The organism is Citrobacter amalonaticus (assembly GCF_018323885.1).
GTDB classification, from domain to species: domain Bacteria; phylum Pseudomonadota; class Gammaproteobacteria; order Enterobacterales; family Enterobacteriaceae; genus Citrobacter_A; species Citrobacter_A amalonaticus.
Genome location: NZ_AP024585.1, coordinates 1,290,136 through 1,311,505 on the forward strand (window position 1 = coordinate 1,290,136; position 21,370 = coordinate 1,311,505).

The 21,370-nt window shown below is 53.2% G+C and carries 20 protein-coding genes and 1 other annotated feature; of the genes, 11 read left to right on the top strand and 9 right to left on the bottom strand.

The genetic code is table 11. The annotated features are described in order from the left end of the window. Positions 1-72 precede the first annotated feature (72 nt). Together yczE and KI228_RS06095 are read left to right on the top strand one after the other, a co-directional pair. Complete coding sequence (gene yczE, locus KI228_RS06090) at positions 73-669, top strand: membrane protein YczE (protein ID WP_061070461.1); 597 nt, start codon at positions 73-75, stop codon at positions 667-669. A gap of 82 nt (positions 670-751) precedes the next feature. Next, a complete protein-coding gene (locus KI228_RS06095; protein ID WP_043001561.1) occupies positions 752-1,105 on the top strand; it encodes a DUF1428 domain-containing protein in 354 nt (117 codons plus the stop codon). Between the two features lie 39 nt (positions 1,106-1,144). Here the strand turns inward: KI228_RS06095 and KI228_RS06100 are convergent, their stop codons facing one another. Then, positions 1,145-2,695 (bottom strand): EAL domain-containing protein, encoded by a 1,551-nt coding sequence (locus tag KI228_RS06100; RefSeq protein ID WP_054176085.1) that lies wholly within the window; start codon positions 2,693-2,695, stop codon positions 1,145-1,147. Positions 2,696-2,917: 222 nt separating this feature from the next. Here KI228_RS06100 and ykgO point away from each other — a divergent pair, with 222 nt between their 5' ends. Further along, a complete protein-coding gene (ykgO, locus tag KI228_RS06105) occupies positions 2,918-3,058 on the top strand; it encodes a type B 50S ribosomal protein L36 (RefSeq protein ID WP_003859006.1) in 141 nt (46 codons plus the stop codon). A gap of 49 nt (positions 3,059-3,107) precedes the next feature. On the opposite strand, the gene KI228_RS06110 is transcribed toward ykgO, so the two are convergent. From KI228_RS06110 to acrA, 6 genes are all read right to left on the bottom strand, one after another. Then, positions 3,108-3,578: a YlaC family protein gene (locus tag KI228_RS06110; protein ID WP_061070460.1), complete on the bottom strand. Its 471-nt coding sequence runs from the start codon at positions 3,576-3,578 to the stop codon at positions 3,108-3,110. 113 nt (positions 3,579-3,691) lie between these two features. Beyond that, a complete protein-coding gene (maa, locus tag KI228_RS06115; RefSeq protein ID WP_044258934.1) occupies positions 3,692-4,243 on the bottom strand; it encodes a maltose O-acetyltransferase in 552 nt (183 codons plus the stop codon). Positions 4,244-4,419: 176 nt separating this feature from the next. Further along, complete coding sequence (locus KI228_RS06120) at positions 4,420-4,638, bottom strand: HHA domain-containing protein (protein ID WP_001280991.1); 219 nt, start codon at positions 4,636-4,638, stop codon at positions 4,420-4,422. Positions 4,639-4,665: 27 nt separating this feature from the next. Further along, entirely contained in the window at positions 4,666-5,040 is a 375-nt protein-coding gene (gene tomB, locus KI228_RS06125) for an Hha toxicity modulator TomB (protein WP_042324455.1), read from the bottom strand. Positions 5,041-5,551: 511 nt separating this feature from the next. Further along, entirely contained in the window at positions 5,552-8,701 is a 3,150-nt protein-coding gene (gene acrB, locus KI228_RS06130; RefSeq protein ID WP_043001557.1) for an efflux RND transporter permease AcrB, read from the bottom strand. Positions 8,702-8,723: 22 nt separating this feature from the next. Then, positions 8,724-9,917 (bottom strand): multidrug efflux RND transporter periplasmic adaptor subunit AcrA, encoded by a 1,194-nt coding sequence (gene acrA, locus KI228_RS06135; protein ID WP_043001556.1) that lies wholly within the window; start codon positions 9,915-9,917, stop codon positions 8,724-8,726. Between the two features lie 141 nt (positions 9,918-10,058). Between acrA and acrR the strand changes: the two genes are divergently transcribed. After that, positions 10,059-10,712: a multidrug efflux transporter transcriptional repressor AcrR gene (gene acrR / locus KI228_RS06140; RefSeq protein WP_044258933.1), complete on the top strand. Its 654-nt coding sequence runs from the start codon at positions 10,059-10,061 to the stop codon at positions 10,710-10,712. A gap of 119 nt (positions 10,713-10,831) precedes the next feature. Continuing rightward, positions 10,832-14,191 carry a mechanosensitive channel MscK gene (mscK, locus tag KI228_RS06145; RefSeq protein ID WP_044258930.1) on the top strand — a complete coding sequence of 1,120 codons (3,360 nt, stop codon included), beginning with the start codon at positions 10,832-10,834 and terminating at the stop codon, positions 14,189-14,191. A gap of 119 nt (positions 14,192-14,310) precedes the next feature. On the opposite strand, the gene rsmS is transcribed toward mscK, so the two are convergent. Together rsmS and priC are read right to left on the bottom strand one after the other, a co-directional pair. Beyond that, positions 14,311-14,472 carry a pleiotropic regulatory protein RsmS gene (rsmS, locus tag KI228_RS06150; protein ID WP_043001554.1) on the bottom strand — a complete coding sequence of 54 codons (162 nt, stop codon included), beginning with the start codon at positions 14,470-14,472 and terminating at the stop codon, positions 14,311-14,313. A 14-nt stretch (positions 14,473-14,486) separates the two neighbouring features. Continuing rightward, a complete protein-coding gene (gene priC, locus KI228_RS06155; RefSeq protein WP_043001553.1) occupies positions 14,487-15,014 on the bottom strand; it encodes a primosomal replication protein N'' in 528 nt (175 codons plus the stop codon). Between the two features lie 69 nt (positions 15,015-15,083). Between priC and KI228_RS06160 the strand changes: the two genes are divergently transcribed. The 6 genes from KI228_RS06160 (at position 15,084) to htpG (ending at position 21,191) form a co-directional block, all read left to right on the top strand. Next, positions 15,084-15,461, top strand: coding sequence for a DUF454 family protein (locus KI228_RS06160; RefSeq protein ID WP_043001552.1), 378 nt, complete (start codon positions 15,084-15,086; stop codon positions 15,459-15,461). A gap of 164 nt (positions 15,462-15,625) precedes the next feature. After that, the gene (gene apt / locus KI228_RS06165; RefSeq protein ID WP_043001551.1) at positions 15,626-16,177 is read left to right on the top strand and encodes an adenine phosphoribosyltransferase; all 552 of its coding nucleotides are present in this window, start codon (positions 15,626-15,628) and stop codon (positions 16,175-16,177) included. Between the two features lie 112 nt (positions 16,178-16,289). Next, complete coding sequence (dnaX, locus tag KI228_RS06170) at positions 16,290-18,218, top strand: DNA polymerase III subunit gamma/tau (RefSeq protein ID WP_061070459.1); 1,929 nt, start codon at positions 16,290-16,292, stop codon at positions 18,216-18,218. Further along, positions 17,551-17,615 (top strand) — a sequence feature (DnaX frameshifting element). Its footprint overlaps the gene before it by 65 nt. A gap of 53 nt (positions 18,219-18,271) precedes the next feature. Beyond that, positions 18,272-18,601, top strand: coding sequence for a YbaB/EbfC family nucleoid-associated protein (locus KI228_RS06175; RefSeq protein ID WP_001515903.1), 330 nt, complete (start codon positions 18,272-18,274; stop codon positions 18,599-18,601). Next, the gene (gene recR / locus KI228_RS06180) at positions 18,601-19,206 is read left to right on the top strand and encodes a recombination mediator RecR (RefSeq protein ID WP_043001549.1); all 606 of its coding nucleotides are present in this window, start codon (positions 18,601-18,603) and stop codon (positions 19,204-19,206) included. Before KI228_RS06175 ends, recR begins: the two co-directional genes overlap by 1 nt. Before the next feature lie 110 nt (positions 19,207-19,316). Further along, positions 19,317-21,191 (top strand): molecular chaperone HtpG, encoded by a 1,875-nt coding sequence (gene htpG / locus KI228_RS06185; protein ID WP_044258926.1) that lies wholly within the window; start codon positions 19,317-19,319, stop codon positions 21,189-21,191. The last annotated feature ends 179 nt before the right edge of the window (positions 21,192-21,370 follow it).

Here is a 21,370-nt window from a genome sequence, read left to right on the forward strand (position 1 = left end):
TTTCAAAACTGGTCATTAATCATAGTGCCAATTACAGCGATGATGAAGACTATCTGAACGGGGAGGGTGAAAATGGGACGTCGTCTGGTTCAACTTTATTTTGGGCTGGCTCTGTATGGGGTATCAACCGCGATGTTTGTGCGCGCGGATTTAGGTGCCGATCCGTGGAACGTGTTCCATCTGGGGCTGGCGAATCTGTTGTCGATGAAGATTGGCGTGGTGATGATTATTGTCGGCGCGCTGGTACTCCTGCTGTGGATCCCCCTGCGTCAGCGCCCAGGATTGGGGACGCTCAGTAACGTGATTGTGATCGGGCTTGCCGCCGATGCCGCGCTGGCGATGATACCAACGTTTTCCTCTCTCGCGGTGCGTAGCCTTATGCTGGTGGCGGCCGTGGTAGTGAACGCCCTGGCGACGGGGATGTACATTGGCGCGGGGTTTGGCGCCGGGCCGAGAGACGGTCTGATGACCGGTATTCACGCCCGCACGGGATGGTCGGTGCGTACGATCCGAACGGCGATTGAAGTTTCTGTTTTACTGAGCGGTTGGCTGCTCGGCGGTACGCTTGGCGTCGGAACCGTGCTGTATGCGCTGGCGATTGGACCGCTGATCCAGATCTGCCTGCCGTGGTTTCGCTACAAACCCAGTGCGCGGATTCAGACGGCGTAGACAGGAGAGGGCGACTAAACTTATTCACGACTGACGCGGCTGGAATAGGCTTGTCGCGCGGTGGACTTCGGAGGTTTTTCTCATGAAGTACGTGGATGGATTTGTCCTTGCCGTACCTGCCGAAAACAAGGAGGCTTATAAGGCGATGGCGGCAAAAGCAGCACCGCTGTTCAAGGAATTTGGCGCGCTCCGCATTGTGGAATGTTGGGCCGAGGATGTGCCCGATGGCAAACTCACCGATTTTCGTATGGCGGTGAAAGCCGAGGAGCACGAAGAAGTGGTATTCAGTTGGATTGAATACCCGTCGAAAGAAGTGCGGGATGCGGCGAATCAGAAGATGATGAACGATCCGCGCATGAAAGCGTTCAGTGAGTCGATGCCGTTTGATGGTAAACGCATGATTTACGGCGGATTCTCCCCCATTATCGACGACTAGCGTGACTGGCTGTGCGGCGTGCCGCCAGCCATCTTTGCGTTATAAGCGTTTTTCAGCCCACAGAATAAATGCTTCTTTGGGCAGCGCTTTGCTGTAAAGCCAGCCCTGCCCATAATGGACGCCGTGCTGGCGCAACCAGTCTTCCTGATTAGCCGTTTCAATTCCTTCCGCCACCATTTTCAGCTTCAGCGTTTTGGCCATTTCGATGATATGCGGCGTCACGTTTTTATATTCGAGCGCATCGACAAACGATTTGTCGATTTTCAGGATATCTACGTCCAGATTCTGCAAATAACTAAGACTGGAATAGCCGGTGCCAAAATCATCAATATAGATAGCATGCCCCGCCTTACGATAGCGGGCGACAATGGGTGAACTGGTTTTCGGATCGGCAAATCCCCGTTCCGTCAGTTCCAGCGCAATCTGTGAGGGGGCAAGCTGATACCGGTTAAGCCGTTTACTGAGCAACGTCGGGAGCTTTTCAGAGGCGAGATCCGCCGCTTCAACATTTATGGAAATATGCTGTTCGGGATGCTGCTTCAGCCATTTCCCCATATCCTCAAATACCGTTTCAATGATTAAGCGGGTGAGAGGTTCGGTAAGACCAGTCTCTTCGGCCAGAGTGATGAAAATGTCGGGCGACAGGTCGCTGCCGTCAGTTTGCGGCCAGCGCGCCAGCGCTTCCGCCCCTACGATTTTGCCGGTGCTGAGTGACACAATAGGCTGATAATGGACCTTAATATCGCGGTTATTGATGGCATCCTGCAATCGGTGGTGGGGTGACTGGAGACGGCGCAGAATGCGCAAAATAAAGGCGGCGGCCAGCAGACCGATCAGAGTGCCGGCGGGAACCCAGATCAGCGCCTGCCGGTACCAGATTTTTTGTAGTGGGAGGGTCGACGCCCAACTGACAATGGTAATGCCCATCTCCGGGAAAGGGCGAATCTCATAAATAATGCCATGACTTTCCATGTGGCGAGGCGTGGTTTCCTGAGTAAATTGCAGAATATTCGGTGCGAGCGCGCTGCTGCTGGCAATGACGGTATTGCGTTTTACGCCAATAATCGCGACATCGATCTGCCAGGCGCCAAAAGGAACCACGTCGATAAATGAGGCGGGATCAATCATCACGATATAGTCGCCATAGCCCAGTGCTGCCATGTAACGCTCGATCCCCAGATCGTTATGCGCGGTAAACCAGGCGCGGTAGCCATCGTTAGTGATTTTCATGGGCGGCGGGAAGGCCGAGGTATAACTTTCCTGCTCCAGAGAGGAACAGCGTGGTATGTTGTTTCGCAGATACAGTACTTCCTGGACATAGCGATAGCTGAAGGAAAGTCTCCGCATCGCCAGTAAGTGTTCACGCGAGCACGGTGCGCTGTTCACGGCGTTAATCTGCTGTAATGCCTGTTTTGCCTGGGCCACCACGCGTTCAGTACGTTCAGATACGCGCGATGAGTAGGTATCCAGCTCCTCGATGAATTTCTTTTCGACCTGGCGATGAGCGAGCCAGACACTCAAACCGACCGGAACCAATACGGCGAGGATAAGCACTCCTGTTACCAGACTGACCAGATGTCGTGTTCTCACGCAAATATCCTTAATAACGCATTGTAGAGAAAGTATATCCGATCGGGAAAAAAGCCCTGTAAATGATGTCGTTAATCTGCAGAATTTTTTGTGGGGAGTCCGACTTTTCGCCGTCTTCAATGCAAAAGAACGCGCGTTAATGCGGAAAGGATTGAACTGTCATGCGTTCAGCGATAAGGTAATGTTATACTATAACATAATATCAACGCTGATGAGGATATCATGCAGGTCTTGAATTCATTACGTAGCGCAAAGCAGCGCCATCCCGACTGTCAGATCGTAAAGCGGAAAGGGCGTTTATATGTGATTTGTAAGAGCAACCCGCGTTTTAAAGCGGTACAGGGAAGGAAAAAACGGCGTTAGAGAGAAGAGGGCCGGATAGAGGAAAAGTCTATCCGGCAATACCAATTGGCTATGGTGTGGCTTCTGCGCGGGCAAGAGTGAAGATATCGTAAAACGACAGTTCGCCTTTACGCGTCAGCATCTTCTGTAATTGCGCTTTACGTTCATCGTCAACGTCCGGGGAGTGAAGGATGGTGCTAATCAGTGTAGGAGGCACAAAGCGGGTGTTGTACCACTCGCCGTTGTAACACACCCTTAAATCCAGTACGTCGATATCTTCATAGCGATAGCGCGGGGCGACATCAAAAAAGAAAAAACCGTTGAGGATGACAAACAGCACCACCAGCAGCCAGACGGAGTCAACCAGCGTTTCTGATTGCAGCATGACCGCCAGCGTGGCAAACCACGCAACATACATCCCGATAAACAGGCCTGGATGTTTACGAATAAAGCTGATGCTAAAGCGGGGCTTATTATCGCGCTTCTCACGAACATTCAGATCGTCGATGGTTTCAGTGAGCAGGCGTTGTATTTCTGTCATTTTTTGCCTTCGTGATTTCGCAACTTACAGGGGAACGCCCTATTTTAAATGGGCGATTAGCCTGAAAAAAGTAACAGATTAACCACAATTTAGCATAACAGTTACAATTCTATTTACAGTGTTTTAATAATCCGTGCTGGATTACCTCCCACCACGACGTTGGCGGGTACGCTTTTGGTCACTACGGCGCCGGAGGCAACCACCACATTGTCACCAATGCTGACGCCGGGATTAATGACCGCACGCCCACCAATCCAGACATTATTGCCAATCGTGACGGGTTTGCCGAACTCCAGTCCGCTATTGCGTTCTGTCGCATCCAGCGGATGCGTGGCGGTATAGATATGAACGCCGGGAGCCAGCATGCAGTTATCACCAATAATAATGGGGCAGACGTCGAGCATGACGCAGTCGAAGTTGGCGTAGAAGTCTTTACCCAGGAAGATATTGTAACCGTAGTCACAGCGAAATGAAGGCTCGATGTAGGGGCGGTCGCACTGACCTAACAGGGCGTGGAGAATAGCCTGGCGTTCGGCCTTTTCATCCGGGGCGGTGTGATTGTAGCGGTGAACGAACCGACGCGCCTGCAATCGGTCATGGCGCAGAGTCTCATCTGCCGGGTGATACCGTTCACCCGCTATCATTTTACGCTTCTCTTCACTCATTCTGCGCTCTCTGCCTGTTCACTGGTGAGGCAATACAGTAGAGGGTCTGCGTTAATCAGGGAACGATCCCTGAACTATACCGTGACAGAAGTCACAATAGCCATGCTATTGTTATTGCAAATAAGATAAATGTTCCCCAGGAAAACATCCGTATTTCCTGATATTCAGTAATCAAATTAACGAATGAATTTCCAGACGGAGGAGGGGATCTTGTCGTAAAGTTTATTCATCGTCAATTCTGCAAGACGGTGATCGGCGGCTGAGTAAAATACAGCCAATTCATTGTCAGATAATTCATATTTATTTTTCTCAATCACGCGTTCAAGTGTGTCAATTGTCTGACAGCGTCGCAAGCGCATCAAATAATCAGTTTTAGTTAATGGTTTATCGGACATAAATCTTACCTATGATTGTAATAATTTTTAACAAGACAAACTAACAGGGTTAGCTCTGGTGGCATTCACAAAGCAACGGAACAAGCGATTACCTGATTTCCGCCATTTCTGCAGATCCTGCGCATTAATGCCATAACTGCTGAACAACATAAATGTGTCGTCCAGATATTCATCAATCTGCTCAATCAGCTTATTGTCCTCATTATACTTAATTTTATAATTAAGTGCGAAGGTTGCAATATGCTCTATCAGTTCGTTGAGTTGAAGGTTGATCGCCGAGGTTGGGTCGTTAACCCAGCCATGATTGCTTTCTTCAAGGTTTGCAAGACAGTCGTGATAAAGCGTTTCACAAAGAAATTTAAGCTGCGCTATATCATGTCTTTTGGGTGAGTATTCATCCATAACGCATCCCCTTCTTAGTGGCTTGAACTAACCGAACACCTTTCGGGATGGGTACAACTAACTGACCTGGTACTTGCCTTCTACGCTTGATGATTTAACTATAATCTACTCTAAAAAAGATTTCATCGTTATATTACGAAAAATTACAATTAATGTAATATGAGAGAAAGTGAAGGTTTGTGGATTTTTCTCATTATAGCATGTCGCCAGCCCATTCCGAAATGAGATAATTACGTGATTATTTTGAAATTCATCAGATTATCCTCTCTTTCCATCCTCATCGCTTACCTCCGACACGAAACCAGAAACGGATACCCCCCAGGAATTGTCTTAATAATGAGTGGTTAAGTAGGGAATAAGCCATAAGCCAAATGGCCAGAAATAGCCTTCATCCTCTTGTGGATTATAACCTTTATTATCTACAACCAAAAGTCAACAAGGTATCAATAAGCCCTTTTGCTGATTTCATTCGAAAAAAAGGCCGCTTGCGCGGCCTTTTATCAGATGAGCATCAGCGATGTTCTACGGAATGGCTGTGTTCAATATCTTCACTTTTCCGGCTGAAGCGGCGGCGTACCACCACAAAGAAGACCGGGACGAAGAAGATAGCCAGAACCGTTGCGGTGACCATCCCGCCCATAACGCCGGTACCTACGGCGTTCTGCGCGCCGGAACCGGCACCGGAGCTGATAACCAGTGGCATAACGCCCAGAATGAACGCCAGAGAGGTCATCAGGATCGGACGTAAACGCATACGAACCGCATCCAGCGTCGCTTCAATCAGGCCTTTGCCCTCTTTATCCATCAGATCTTTGGCGAATTCGACGATCAGTATCGCGTTCTTCGCCGACAACCCAATGGTGGTGAGCAGGCCCACCTGGAAGTAAACGTCGTTGGTCAGACCGCGGAAAGTGGCCGCTAACAGCGCACCAATTACCCCCAGCGGAACCACCAGCATAACGGAGAACGGAATCGACCAGCTCTCATACAACGCCGCCAGACACAGGAAGACGACAATCAGTGAGATGGCATACAGGGCAGGGGCCTGGTTACCGGACAGACGTTCCTGGTAGGACATCCCCGTCCAGTCGTAGCCGATACCGGATGGCAGCTTACTGGCCAACTGCTCCATCATTGCCATCGCTTCACCGGTACTCTTACCCGGTGCCGCCTGACCTAAGATCTCCATAGAAGGCAGACCGTTATAGCGTTCCAGACGCGGTGAACCGTATTCCCAGCGTGAAGACGAGAAGGCTGAGAACGGCACCATTTGACCATCGCTGCCGCGCACATACCAGTTACCGATATCTTCCGGCAACATACGGTATTTGGCTTCGGACATGACGTAAACTTTCTTCACACGACCGCGGTCGATAAAGTCGTTCACATAGCTTCCGCCCCATGCGGCACCCAGCGTGGTATTAATGTCGCTAATGGAAACACCTAGCGCCTGTGCTTTTTCCTGGTCGATATCAATCTTGAACTGCGGCGTATCTTCCAGACCGTTCGGACGAACGCCGACCAGCAGATCCGGATGTTTTGCCACTTCGCCGAACAACTGGTTACGCGCCTGGGTCAGTTTTTCGTGACCGAGTCCCGCCTGGTCAATCAACTGGAAGTCAAAACCAGTCGCGGTTCCCAGTTCCACAATCGCGGGCAGGTTAAAGGCGAATACCATGGCGTCTTTAATCTGCGAGAAGGCGGCAGAAGCGCGTTGGGTAATGGCTTCAACCTTGTTCTCTTCACCCGGACGGTCAGCCCAGTCTTTCAATGAGACGAACGCGATACCGGTGTTCTGACCACGACCTGCAAAGCCGAAGCCGTTAACCGCAAACACCGATTCAACGTTGTTCTTCTCTTTGGTAAGGAAGTAGTCGGTCATCTCATCAAGCACTTTCTGCGTCCGTTCCTGGGTCGCACCGGCAGGCAACTGGGCCATGCTCAGGAATACGCCCTGGTCTTCGTCCGGCAGGAAGGAGCTTGGCAGACGGACGAACAGGAACGCCATGCCGACGACGATGATCAGATACAGCAGCAGATAACGACCGGTGCTGCGCAGAATATTACCCACGCTGTCGGTGTAATGGTGCGTGCTCTTATCGAACATGCGGTTAAACCAGCCGAAGAAGCCTTTCTTGCCTTCACCGTGGTCGCCTTTGGCAACCGGTTTAAGCATGGTGGCGCACAGCGCCGGCGTCAGGATCAACGCAACCAGTACGGACAGCGCCATTGCGGACACAATGGTGATGGAGAACTGACGATAAATCGCACCGGTAGATCCGCCAAAGAAAGCCATCGGGATAAATACCGCAGACAGCACCATTGCGATACCCACCAGTGCACCCTGAATCTGCCCCATGGATTTACGCGTGGCTTCTTTCGGCGGTAGCCCCTCTTCGGACATGACTCGTTCGACGTTCTCGACCACCACGATGGCGTCATCCACCAACAGGCCGATGGCGAGCACCATCCCGAACATCGTCAGGGTGTTTATCGAGAAGCCAAAAGCGGCAAGCACCGCAAAGGTCCCCAACAGAACGACCGGTACTGCAATAGTCGGGATCAGCGTTGCGCGGAAGTTCTGCAGGAACAGATACATCACGAGGAACACGAGGATGATCGCTTCCGCCAGCGTTTTCACCACTTCGTGAATAGAGATTTTCACGAACGGGGTGGTGTCATACGGGTAAACGATTTTCAGGCCTGACGGGAAGAAAGGTTCCATCTTCACCAGTTCGGCACGGATCGCCGCGGCGGTATCCAGCGCGTTCGCGCCGGTCGCCAGTTTGATCCCCAGACCGGAGGCCGGTTTACCGTTGAACTTCGCGATGATGTCGTAGTTCTCGCCGCCCAGTTCAATTTTCGCGACGTCACGCAGGCGAACCTGAGAGCCGTCCTGGTTCACTTTCAGCAGGATTTTGCCGAACTCGTCGGTTGACGTCAGACGGGTCTGGGCAATAATCGATGCGTTAAGCTGCTGGCCTTTCACCGGCGGCGTACCGCCTAACTGACCGGCAGCTACCTGGGCGTTCTGCGCTTTGATAGCCGCAATGACATCGACCGGGGTCAACTGATACTTGTTGAGTTCGGTCGGGTCCATCCAGATACGCATCGCATACTGCGAACCAAACAGCTGAACGTCACCCACGCCGGAAGTACGGCTGATGGTGTCTTTCATGTTGGCGGCGACGTAATCCGAAATATCTTCCTGCGTCATAGTGCCGTCGGTATTGATAACCCCGACAACCATCAGGAAGCTACTGGACGACTTCTCAACGCTCACACCCTGTTGTTGTACTTCCTGCGGCAGCAACGGCATCGCCAACTGCAGTTTGTTCTGCACCTGAACCTGCGCGATATCTGCATCCGTACCGGATTCAAACGTCAGGGTGATCTGCACGGTACCCGTGGAGTCACTGTTTGAGGACATGTACATCAGGTTATCGATACCGTTCATATTCTGTTCGATAACCTGCGTGACCGTATCCTGCACGGTTTTGGCATCAGCGCCAGGGTAGGTTGCGGAGATCGTCACTGCGGGCGGCGCAATCGTCGGATATTGCGCGACCGGCAGCTTGAGGATCGCAAGCCCCCCTGCCAACATGATGATGATGGCGATCACCCATGCAAATATGGGGCGATCGATAAAGAAATTAGGCATGTCTTAACGGCTCCTGTTTAAGTTAAGACTTAGACTGCTCAGGCTGGCTACCGCTAGCGGCTTGCTGGTTGTTCTCTGCGGTAATCTCTTGTGCTTTCACCTGCGCACCAGGACGCACTTTCTGCAGCCCACTGATAATGACGCGTTCGCCTGCTTTCAGACCACTGGTCACCAGCCATTTGTTGCCAATCGCCTGACTGGCCACGATTTGACGGTTTTCCACTTTGTCATCCGCACCCACAACCAGCACGGTAGCATCGCCGCGCGGCGTACGGGTCACGCCTTGTTGCGGCACCAGTAACGCAGTAGGGTTGGTTCCTTCTTCCAGACGCGCGCGAACAAACATTCCCGGCAATAAGGTGTGATCCGGGTTAGGGAAGACGGCGCGGATGGTGATAGAACCGGTGGTCTGATCGACGGTCACGTCTGAAAACTCAAGCGTACCGGTCTGCGGGAATTTGATGCCGTCGCTGGTCACCAGCTCGACTTTCGCCTTGCCGTTTTCCTGCTTCAACGTTCCATTAGCCAGTTCTTGTTTCAGACGCAGGAAGTCGTTGCTCGACTGCGTCACGTCAACATAGATAGGATCGAGCTGCTGCACGGTTGCCAGCGCTGTCGCCTGACCGTTTTGCACCAGCGCGCCTTCCGTCACGGCAGATTTACCAATACGGCCGCTAATCGGAGAGGTCACTTTGGTGTACGCCAGGTTAATGCGCGCGGTTTCAACGGCGGCTTTCGCGGCAACGACAGCGGCATTCGCCTGTTGCGCATCGGCCAGCGCCTGATCGTAATCTTGTTGGCTGATGTACTGCGTGCCGAGCAGCTTTTTATAACGGTTAACCGTTACCTGAGCGATGCTGGCAGCGGCCTGGGCTTTCGCCAGATCGCCTTTCGCGCTTTCATAAGTGGCTTGATACGTCGCAGGATCAATCTGATAGAGAGACACTCCTGCTTCGATATCACTACCTTCCTCGAAATTACGCTTCAGGATAATCCCGCTTACCTGAGGACGAACTTCCGCAATACGGAAAGCACTGGTGCGACCCGGCAGTTCAGTTGTGATCTGTAGAGGTTCGGTTTTGAGCGTCACAACCCCAACTTCTGGCATCTGCTGGCCCCCTTGTTGGGCCTGTTTGTCGTCACATCCTGTAAGCGCTAAGCTGCCTGAGAGCATCAGAACGACCGCCAGAGGCGTAAACCCTCTGTTTTTGTTCATATGTAAACCTCGAGTGTCCGATTTCAAATTGATCAATGGTCAAAAGTCCACAAACCCATTGCTGCGTTTATATTATCGTCGTGCTATGGTACATACATCCATAAATGTATGTAAATCTAACACCTGTAAATTCACCGACATATGGCACGAAAAACCAAACAACAAGCGCAGGAAACACGACAACACATCCTGGATGTAGCGCTACGGTTGTTCTCGCAACAAGGGGTATCTTCCACCTCGCTGGCGGAGATTGCAAAAGCCGCTGGCGTAACTCGCGGTGCAATCTATTGGCATTTCAAAAACAAGTCGGATTTATTTAGTGAAATCTGGGAACTATCAGAATCCAGTATTGGTGAGCTTGAGACTGAGTATCAGGCAAAATTCCCCGACGATCCACTATCAGTGTTAAGAGAAATACTCGTTCATCTCCTTGAATCTACCGTGACAGAAGAACGGCGACGTTTATTGATGGAGATTATATTCCACAAATGTGAATTTGTGGGAGAAATGACTATAGTTCAGCAGGCGCAAAGAAACATCTGTCTCGAAAGCTATGATCGGATTGAACAAACTTTAGATCATTGTATTCATTCAAAAATGTTGCCTGCAAATTTGATTACGCGGCGGGCGGCGGTGATGATGCGCGCCATGATTTCAGGTCTGATGGAAAACTGGCTTTTTGCCCCCCAATCGTTTGATCTCAAAAAAGAAGCGCGGGATTACGTCGCCGTTTTGCTGGAAATGTTAACATTTTGTCCCACCTTACAGTCGACGGGGCCTGACGCCGTATCCTGACGCTACTCCAGGAATAATCCTGGTCGGTTTCGCTGCCGCTATTCTGTCTGACAGAGCCGTGATATTCTTGCGCGTTGACTATTTTCGGTCGTCTTTTCGGTTCAGAAACCTTCATTCACATGACTATGTTGCCGCTCTATAAACGTGCTCAGCACCGAGTTTTTATCACGGTGGCTGTTTTCATCTTAATGCTGTCCTGCCAGTCTCTGGCGCTTGCTCGCGCATCGTCAAACAGCGATCTGCCCTCGAAGGCGGATGTGCAAAGCCAACTGGATACGCTCAATAAGCAAAAAGACCTCTCCGCGCAGGATAAACTGGTTCAGCAGGATCTCGTCGAGACCATTGCAACGCTTGAGAAAATCGAGCGGGTGAAAGACGAGACGACCCAGCTCCGTCAGCGCGTGGCGCAGGCACCAGAAAAAATGCGTCAGGCGACAGAGGCGCTGAGTGCGCTCAGCGATGTGGATAATGATGATGAAACGCGTAAGACGCTCAGTACGCTTTCATTACGCCAGTTAGAACTGCGCGTGGCGCAGGTTCTGGATGATTTGCAGAACGCGCAAAACGATCTCGCCACCTATAACAGCCAGCTCGTTTCCCTGCAAACACAGCCCGAGCGTGTACAAAATGCGATGTATACGGCTTCTCAGCAGCTTCAGCAGATTCGCAACCGACTGGACGGCACCAGCGTGGGCGAAGCGGCGTTACGACCGACTCAGCAGGTGCTTTTACAGGCCCAGCAGACGTTACTGAACGCCCAGATCGATCAACAACGTAAAAGCCTGGAAGGCAATACGGTGTTGCAAGACACCCTGCAAAAACAGCGTGACTATATTACGGCAAACAGCAACCGGCTCGAGCACCAGTTACAGTTACTGCAGGAAGCGGTCAACAGCAAGCGTCTGACCTTAACGGAAAAAACGGCGCAGGAGGCCATTTCCCCGGATGAAACCGCGCGGATCCAGGCCAACCCACTGGTGAAACAGGAGCTGGAAATCAACCATCAGCTCAGCCAGCGCCTGATCACCGCGACGGAAAATGGCAACTCGCTGATGCAGCAAAACATTAGGGTCAAAAACTGGCTGGACCGCGCGCTGCAATCTGAACGCAATATCAAAGAACAAATCGCGGTGCTGAAGGGCAGTCTGCTGCTGTCGCGTATTCTCTATCAACAGCAGCAAACGCTGCCGTCGGCGGATGAACTCTCTGACATGACCAACCGCATTGCGGACCTGCGTCTGGAGCAGTTCGAAATTAACCAGCAGCGTGACGCGTTGTTCCAGAACGATGCGTTCGTGGCTAAGCTGGAAGAAGGCCACAGCAACGAAGTGAATGACGAAGTCCACGATGCGCTGCTACAGGTTGTCGATATGCGCCGTGAACTGCTGGACCAGTTGAACAAGCAACTGGGTAATCAGCTCATGATGGCCATTAATCTGCAAATTAATCAGCAGCAGTTAATGAGTGTCTCGAAAAGCCTGAAAGAGATCCTGACCCAGCAAATCTTCTGGGTAAACAGCAACCGGCCAATGGACTGGGACTGGATCAAAGCCTTCCCGCAGTCGCTGAAAGATCAGTTCAAGTCGATGAAAATCACGGTGAACTGGGAAAAAGCGTGGCCAGCGGTGTTTATCGCCTTCCTGGCCGGGTTGCCGCTACTGCTCATTGCCGGGTTGATTCGCTGGCGTCTGAAGTGGCTGAAAGCCTGGCAGCAGCAACTCGCCGCCGCGGTGGGATCGCTGCGCAATGACAGTCAGCTAAACACACCGAAAGCGATTCTGATCGATCTGATTCGCGCGCTGCCAGTATGTCTGCTGATTCTGGCGGTCGGCCTGATTTTGCTGACCATGCAGTTAAACATCAGCGATCTGCTGTGGGCATTCAGTAAAAAACTGGCAATCTTCTGGCTGGTTTTCGGACTGTGCTGGAAAGTGCTCGAAAAAGACGGGGTGGCGATTCGCCATTTTGGTATGCCTGCGCAACTGACCAGCCACTGGCGTCGCCAGATTGTGCGCATCAGCCTGGCGCTACTGCCGCTGCATTTCTGGTCAGTCGTGGCAGAGCTTTCTCCCTTGCATCTGATGGACGATGTGCTGGGGCAGGCGATGATTTTCCTCAACCTGCTGCTGATCGCGTTTCTGGTCTGGCCGATGTGCCGCGAAAGCTGGCGTGATAAAGAGTCACATGGCCTGCGCCTGGTGACGATCACCATCCTGTCTATCATCCCGATTGCGCTGATGGTGCTGACGGCAACTGGCTACTTTTACACCACGCTGCGCCTGTCGGGCCGCTGGATTGAAACCGTTTATCTGGTCATCATCTGGAACCTGCTCTATCAGACGGTGCTGCGCGGTTTAAGCGTCGCGGCGCGGCGTATCGCCTGGCGTCGTGCACTGGCGCGTCGGCAGAATCTGGTGAAAGAGGGGGCCGAAGGAGCGGAACCACAGGAAGAACCCACCATCGCGCTGGAGCAGGTGAACCAGCAAACGTTACGCATTACGATGCTGCTGATGATTTCACTGTTTGCGGTGGTGTTCTGGGCGATTTGGTCCGATCTGATCACCGTGTTCAGCTATCTCGACAGCATTACGCTCTGGCACTACAACGGCACCGAAGCGGGCGCAGCGGTAGTGAAAAGCGTGACGATGGGCAGCCTGCTGTTTGCCATTATCGCGTCGATGGTCGCCTGGGCGTTGATCCGTAACCTGCCGGGTCTGCTGGAAGTGCTGGTGCTGTCGCGTCTTAAAATGCGCCAGGGCGCCTCGTACGCCATCACCACGATCCTGAACTACATCATCATTGCCGTCGGGGCGATGACGGTCTTCGGTTCGCTCGGCGTGTCGTGGGATAAACTGCAATGGCTGGCGGCGGCCTTATCGGTCGGTCTCGGTTTCGGCTTGCAGGAGATTTTCGGTAACTTTGTCTCGGGTTTGATCATTTTGTTCGAACGTCCGGTGCGGATTGGCGATACGGTGACGATCGGCACATTCTCTGGTACCGTCAGCAAGATCCGTATCCGCGCAACCACCATTACCGATTTCGATCGCAAAGAGGTGATCATCCCGAACAAGGCGTTTGTAACCGAGCGCCTGATCAACTGGTCGTTGTCTGATACCACCACCCGTCTGGTGATCCGCATTGGCGTGGCGTACGGTTCGGATCTGGATAAAGTGAAGAAAGTCCTGCTTCAGGCTGCGATGGAGCATCCGAAGGTGATGCACGATCCTGAGCCGGCGGTGTTCTTCACTACCTTCGGCGCCAGTACCCTGGATCATGAACTGCGTCTGTACGTGCGTGAACTTCGCGATCGTAGCCACACGGTTGATGAACTGAACCGATCAATCGATCGTCTGTGCCGTGAAAACAACATTGATATCGCCTTTAACCAGCTTGAAGTGCATCTGCGCAACGAGAAGGGCGATGAGGTCACAGAGGTGAAACGCGAGATCAAAGGCGACGATCCGACGCCTGCGGTTTAATCAAACGATCGCATGCCTGATGGCGTCACTTGCGTCTTAATCCGGCCTACAACGCAGGGTAAATTCCAATACCCGCTCAGAAATGTAGGCCTGATAAGCGCAGCGCCATCCGGCAAAAATCAATCAAGTTTGTCAGCAGTTTGAGCCACTTTTTTTTCATAGTCCCGTTTAACCATTTCCAGCGCTTTCAAGACGGTATCCGGGGCGACATGGTTTTCTTCCAGCAATACAATCAAATCGACGGCCAGTTTGACCTCATCCGGGGCGTTTTCAAGTGACATAGCGTCTCCAGGGATTAGCGAGTTAAACGCGCCAGGACACGTTCAATATTGTCCAGCGCCTTTCGACAGCGCGCCAGACGACCTTCATAGATTTCCACTTCGCGTTGCAGCGTTTGTTGTTCGTCCAGACGGGTGACCTGAGCCAGCCGCGCTTTGCGCTGCGCGGTCATTTCCTGCAAACGTCGCTCAAATTCCTGATGCTGGATGCGTCTGCGTTGCCAGTGTGCCAGACCCGGCGAGGCGCTGTCCCACTCCCGCAGCGACCAGCTGGCAGTTTCGCGGGAGATTGCTTCCAGTTGCGACGCCAGATGTTCCGCCAGCCAGGCCACTTGCGGCAGTTGCTGCTGTTCAACCGCCTGACGTAGCGCCTGAAGGTGGCCTTCAGCTTCATCCAGACAGGCCTGGAGCAGGGTGCTACGCGTCTGAAAAAGATGGCGATCGAAACGGGCGCTGATCGTGGCATGCTGCGCCACCGGCGCACAGCGTTGGCGCAGGAGGGCGAGCTGATCTTCCAGCTTTTGCAGCAGCATGGCGGTTTTCACTGTAACACTCCGATGAAAATGATAACTGTTATGCTAAAGTAGCGTTCTGGTTTGCGATATGCCTTTATTATGCAACGAATCCTTTTAATCATCACGGGTTGGCTGGCGGTTGTATTGGGGACGCTGGGTGTTGTGTTGCCTGTATTGCCGACGACACCGTTTATCCTGCTGGCTGCCTGGTGCTTTGCCCGCTCATCGCCGCGTTTCCATAACTGGTTACTCTACCGCTCGTGGTTTGGCAGCTATTTGCGATTCTGGCAGAAATATAAGGCTATGCCGCCGGGCGTTAAGCCCCGCGCGATCGTAATGATCCTCATCACCTTCGCCGTATCGCTGTGGTTGACCCCGATGTGGTGGGTGCGGATCCTGCTGCTGGTGATCCTGGCTTGCCTGCTGGTATTTATGTGGCGAATACCTGTGATTGACGAAAAGCAACAAAAGCACTGAAGCATAATAATCGCGGTTGCAATTGCGAGCGGTAGCCAGTAAATTCGACCGTTTTCGAGCACAGGCGCACTGGGTCAAATTAATGCAGCCAATAAAGAGGCCGCTTGAAGGATGAAGTGTATAGTGCGCCGTGAAGTAACACCGTATTAATCAGGCACAAACTTATGACCGCAACTGCACAGCAGCTTGAGTTTCTCAAAAATAGCATTAAAAGCATTCAGGACTACCCGAAACCGGGCATTCTTTTCCGTGATGTCACCAGCTTACTGGAAGATCCGAAAGCTTACGCACTCAGCATCGAATTGCTGGTTGAGCGTTACAAAAATGCAGGCATCACCAAAGTTGTCGGTACCGAAGCTCGCGGCTTTCTGTTTGGCGCGCCGGTAGCGTTGGGTCTGGGCGTTGGCTTTGTGCCGGTGCGTAAACCGCGCAAGCTGCCGCGTGAAACGATCGCTGAAAGCTACGAACTGGAATACGGCACCGATCAACTGGAAATCCACCTTGATGCGATCCACGCCGGTGATAAAGTGCTGGTGGTTGACGATCTGCTGGCAACCGGCGGTACGATTGAAGCGACCGTGAAACTGATCCGTCGTCTGGGCGGCGAAGTGACCGATGCGGCGTTCATCATCAACCTGTTTGACCTCGGCGGCGAACAGCGTCTGGCGCAGCAGGGCATCAACTGTTATAGCCTGGTTCCTTTCCCGGGGCACTAATCGGCTCAACAGCACCTGACGTATTAGCTGAAGACATGACCTCGCTGAATTAGTGAGGTTGTGTTAGCATTCCCCCCTATGAATCCACCTTCCAGCGTTTCAGAGCCAGCCAATGAGTTATCAGGTTTTAGCCCGAAAATGGCGCCCACAAACCTTTGCTGACGTCGTCGGCCAGGAACATGTGCTGACCGCACTGGCGAACGGCTTGTCGTTAGGGCGTATTCACCATGCATATCTTTTTTCCGGTACCCGGGGTGTCGGTAAAACCTCCATTGCCCGTCTGCTGGCAAAGGGACTGAATTGCGAAACCGGCATTACCGCCACGCCGTGCGGCGTGTGTGATAACTGCCGTGAAATCGAACAGGGGCGATTTGTCGATCTGATTGAGATCGATGCTGCCTCGCGCACTAAAGTTGAAGACACCCGGGATCTGCTGGATAACGTCCAGTACGCCCCGGCGCGCGGTCGATTCAAAGTTTATCTGATCGACGAAGTGCATATGCTGTCTCGCCACAGTTTTAACGCGCTGCTCAAAACGCTTGAAGAGCCGCCGTCGCACGTCAAATTCCTGCTGGCGACAACCGATCCGCAGAAGCTGCCGGTGACTATTCTGTCCCGCTGCCTGCAGTTCCATCTTAAGGCGCTGGATGTCGACCAGATCCGCCATCAGCTTGAACACATTCTTAACGAAGAGCAGATAGCCCACGAGCCGCGCGCACTGCAACTGCTTTCCCGTGCGGCCGATGGCAGTCTGCGTGACGCGCTGAGTCTGACCGATCAGGCGATAGCCAGCGGTGATGGCCAGGTTTCCACCCAGGCGGTGAGCGCGATGCTCGGCACGCTGGATGACGATCAGGCGCTGTCGCTGGTGGAGGCGGTAATCGCTGCCGACGGTGAACGGGTGATGACGCTGGTCAACGAGGCCGCAGCGCGGGGAATTGAGTGGGAAGCACTGCTGGTCGAAATGCTTAGTCTGCTGCACCGTATTGCATTGGTCCAGTTGTCTCCTGCCGCACTAGGCGGCGACATGGCGACGATCGAAGTGCGCATGCGTGAACTGGCGCGCACCGTGCCGCCAGCGGACGTTCAGCTTTATTACCAGACGTTATTGATTGGCCGTAAAGAACTGCCGTACGCGCCAGACAGACGCATGGGCGTTGAAATGACCTTACTGCGGGCGCTGGCGTTTCATCCGCGTATGCCGCTACCAGAACCCGAGGTTCCGCGACAATCATTTGCCCCTGTCGCGCCAACGGCGGTAATGACGCCGACCCAGGTGCCGCAGCAGTCTGCACCCGCGCAACCGGCCCCGGCAGCACCGCTACCGGAATCCACCAGTCAGGTGCTGGCGGCGCGCAACCAACTGCAACGTGCGCAGGGAGCAACCAAAGCAAAAAAGAGTGAACCGGCAGCCGCACCCCGCGCGCGGCCGGTGAATAACGCTGCGCTGGAAAGACTGGCTTCGGTATCAGAACGCGTACAGGCTCGTCCTGCACCGTCTGCGCTCGAGCAGGCGCCGGCGAAGAAAGAGGCCTATCGCTGGAAGGCGACCACGCCGGTTGCTGAAGTGAAAGAGGTGGTGGCGACACCGAAGGCGCTGAAGAAAGCGCTGGAGCATGAGAAAACGCCGGAACTGGCAGCTAAGCTTGCCGCAGAAGCGATTGAACGCGATCCGTGGGCGGCGCAGGTCAGCCAGCTCTCGCTGCCAAAACTGGTTGAGCAGGTCGCGCTCAACGCCTGGAAAGAAGAGAACGATAATGCGGTCTGTCTGCATTTGCGTTCCAGCCAGCGTCACCTGAATTCCAGCGGTGCACAACAAAAGCTGGCGGAAGCACTGAGTCAGCTTGCGGGCTCAACGGTTGAACTGACCATCGTAGAAGATGATAATCCGGCGGTGCGAACGCCGCTGGAGTGGCGTCAGGCGATTTATGAAGAGAAACTTGCGCAGGCGCGTGAGTCGATAGTTGCGGATAACAACATCCAGACCCTGCGTCGGTTCTTCGATGCGGATCTGGATGAAGAGAGTATCCGCCCCATTTGATCGTAAGCGACGCTTATGATTGTCATCCCTTAACGTGATTGAGAGAGAAGCCTATGTTTGGTAAAGGCGGTCTGGGTAACCTGATGAAGCAGGCCCAGCAGATGCAGGAAAAAATGCAGCAGATGCAGGAAGAAATCGCGAAGCTGGAAGTGACCGGTGAATCCGGTGCGGGTCTGGTGAAAGTGACCATCAACGGCGCGCATAACTGCCGTCGCGTGGAGATCGACCCAAGCCTGCTCGAAGATGACAAAGAGATGCTGGAAGATCTGGTTGCTGCTGCGTTTAACGATGCTGCTCGTCGCATTGAAGAGACCCAGAAAGAAAAAATGGCCTCTGTCTCCTCCGGTATGCAACTGCCGCCAGGCTTTAAGATGCCGTTCTGATGCAAACCAGCCCGCTGTTAACTCAGCTTATGGAAGCACTGCGTTGCCTGCCGGGCGTTGGCCCGAAGTCGGCGCAGCGCATGGCGTTTACGCTGCTTCAGCGTGACCGCAGCGGCGGGATGCGTCTGGCGCAAGCGCTCACCCGGGCGATGTCGGAAATCGGTCACTGCGCCGATTGCCGCACTTTCACCGAGCAAGAGGTTTGCAATATCTGTTCAAATCCGCGTCGTCAGGAAAACGGCCAGATTTGCGTGGTCGAGAGTCCTGCGGATATCTATGCGATTGAACAGACCGGGCAGTTTTCCGGACGCTACTTCGTGCTGATGGGGCATTTGTCGCCGCTCGACGGCATCGGGCCAGATGATATCGGTCTCGACAGACTTGAGCAGCGCCTGTCCTGCGAGCAACTCAGTGAAGTGATCCTCGCGACCAACCCGACGGTCGAAGGGGAAGCCACGGCGAACTACATTGCTGAACTCTGCGCGCAATATGGCGTTGACGCCAGCCGTATCGCACACGGCGTGCCGGTCGGCGGTGAACTGGAGATGGTGGACGGTACCACGCTGTCGCATTCTCTGGCAGGACGCCACAAGATTAAATTCTGAACAAACGGAGGCTGTGCTCGCGGCCTCCGCTTGAAATCCCCCCCGGTTGTCCCCATTTCACCCTCAACGTGTTTTTACCATTGAAAATGGCATTGTTGAGGTAGATCTACATGAAAGGACAAGAAACTCGTGGTTTTCAGTCAGAAGTAAAACAGCTTCTGCATCTGATGATCCATTCTCTGTATTCCAATAAAGAAATCTTCCTGCGTGAGCTTATCTCTAACGCCTCCGATGCGGCAGACAAGCTGCGTTTTCGCGCGCTGTCGAACCCGGACCTCTATGAAGGCGACGGTGAACTGCGTGTACGCGTCTCCTTCGATAAAGATAAGCGTACGTTGACCATCGCCGATAACGGCGTGGGGATGAACCGTGATGACGTGATCGATCATCTGGGGACCATCGCGAAGTCCGGGACCAAATCCTTCCTTGAATCCATGGGCTCCGATCAGGCGAAAGACAGCCAACTGATTGGTCAGTTTGGCGTAGGCTTCTATTCGGCCTTTATTGTCGCGGATAAAGTCACAGTCCGCACTCGTGCCGCAGGCGACAAGCCGGAGAACGGCGTGTTCTGGGAATCAGCGGGCGAAGGTGAATACACCGTTGCCGATATCACCAAAGACGATCGCGGAACGGAAATCACGCTGCATCTGCGTGAAGGCGAAGACGAGTTCCTCGATGACTGGCGCGTACGTTCCATCATCAGCAAATATTCCGACCATATCGCCCTGCCGGTTGAGATAGAAAAACAGGAAGAGAAAGACGGCGAAACCGTCGTTACCTGGGAGAAAATCAACAAGGCGCAGGCGCTGTGGACCCGTAACAAGTCGGAAATCAAAGATGACGAGTACAACGAGTTTTACAAGCATATCGCGCACGATTTTACCGATCCACTGACCTGGAGCCACAACCGCGTAGAAGGGAAGCAGGAGTACACCAGTCTGCTGTACATCCCGTCGCGGGCACCGTGGGACATGTGGAACCGCGATCACAAACATGGCCTGAAGCTGTACGTCCAGCGCGTCTTTATCATGGACGACGCCGAGCAGTTCATGCCGAACTATTTGCGCTTCGTGCGAGGGCTTATTGATTCCAACGATCTGCCGCTGAACGTTTCTCGTGAGATCCTGCAGGACAGCACCGTCACCCGCAACCTGCGTAGCGCACTGACTAAGCGTGTTCTGCAGATGCTGGAAAAACTGGCGAAAGAGGATGTGGAAAAATACCAGACGTTCTGGCAGCAGTTTGGTCTGGTGATGAAAGAAGGGCCGGCGGAAGATCATGCTAACCAGGAAACCATCGCCAAACTGATGCGTTTCGCGTCGACGCATACCGACTCTTCTGCGCAGACCGTCTCTCTGGAAGACTACGTCTCTCGCATGAAAGAAGGGCAGGAGAAGATTTACTACATTACCGCTGACAGCTATGCGGCAGCGAAGAGCAGCCCGCACCTGGAACTGCTGCGTAAGAAAGGCATCGAAGTGCTGTTGCTCTCCGATCGCATTGACGAGTGGATGATGAACTACCTCACCGAGTTTGACGGTAAGGCGTTCCAGTCCGTCGCCAAAGCGGACGAGTCTATCGACAAGCTGGCCGATGAGGTTGATGAAAGCGCGAAAGAAGCGGAAAAAGCGCTGACACCGTTTGTTGAGCGCGTGAAAAACCTGCTGGGCGACCGGGTGAAAGACGTACGTCTGACGCACCGTCTGACCGATACGCCGGCGATTGTCACCACCGACGCGGACGAAATGAGCACCCAGATGGCAAAACTGTTTGCCGCAGCGGGTCAGAACGTACCGGAAGTGAAATACATCTTTGAACTCAATCCGGACCACGTGCTGGTGAAACGCACGGCGGATACCCAGGATGAAGCGCAATTCAACGAGTGGGTTGAACTGCTGCTGGATCAGGCGCTGTTTGCCGAGCGTGGCACGCTCGAAGATCCAAACCAGTTCATCCGCCGCATGAACCAACTGCTGGTTTCCTGATAACTGCGATGTGAATGCCGGATAAGCGTGATTGCTATCCGGCATTTCTTTTAATCGCCTCTCTTTTCTAAATTTTCCCTCATTAACCGTTTCAGCGCTGGCACCTTCCTTGAGACAAATGCGTGATGGTGGTATCGTTTAGCGCTTTTTTAAAAATATCGACAACCTTTAAGGGGATT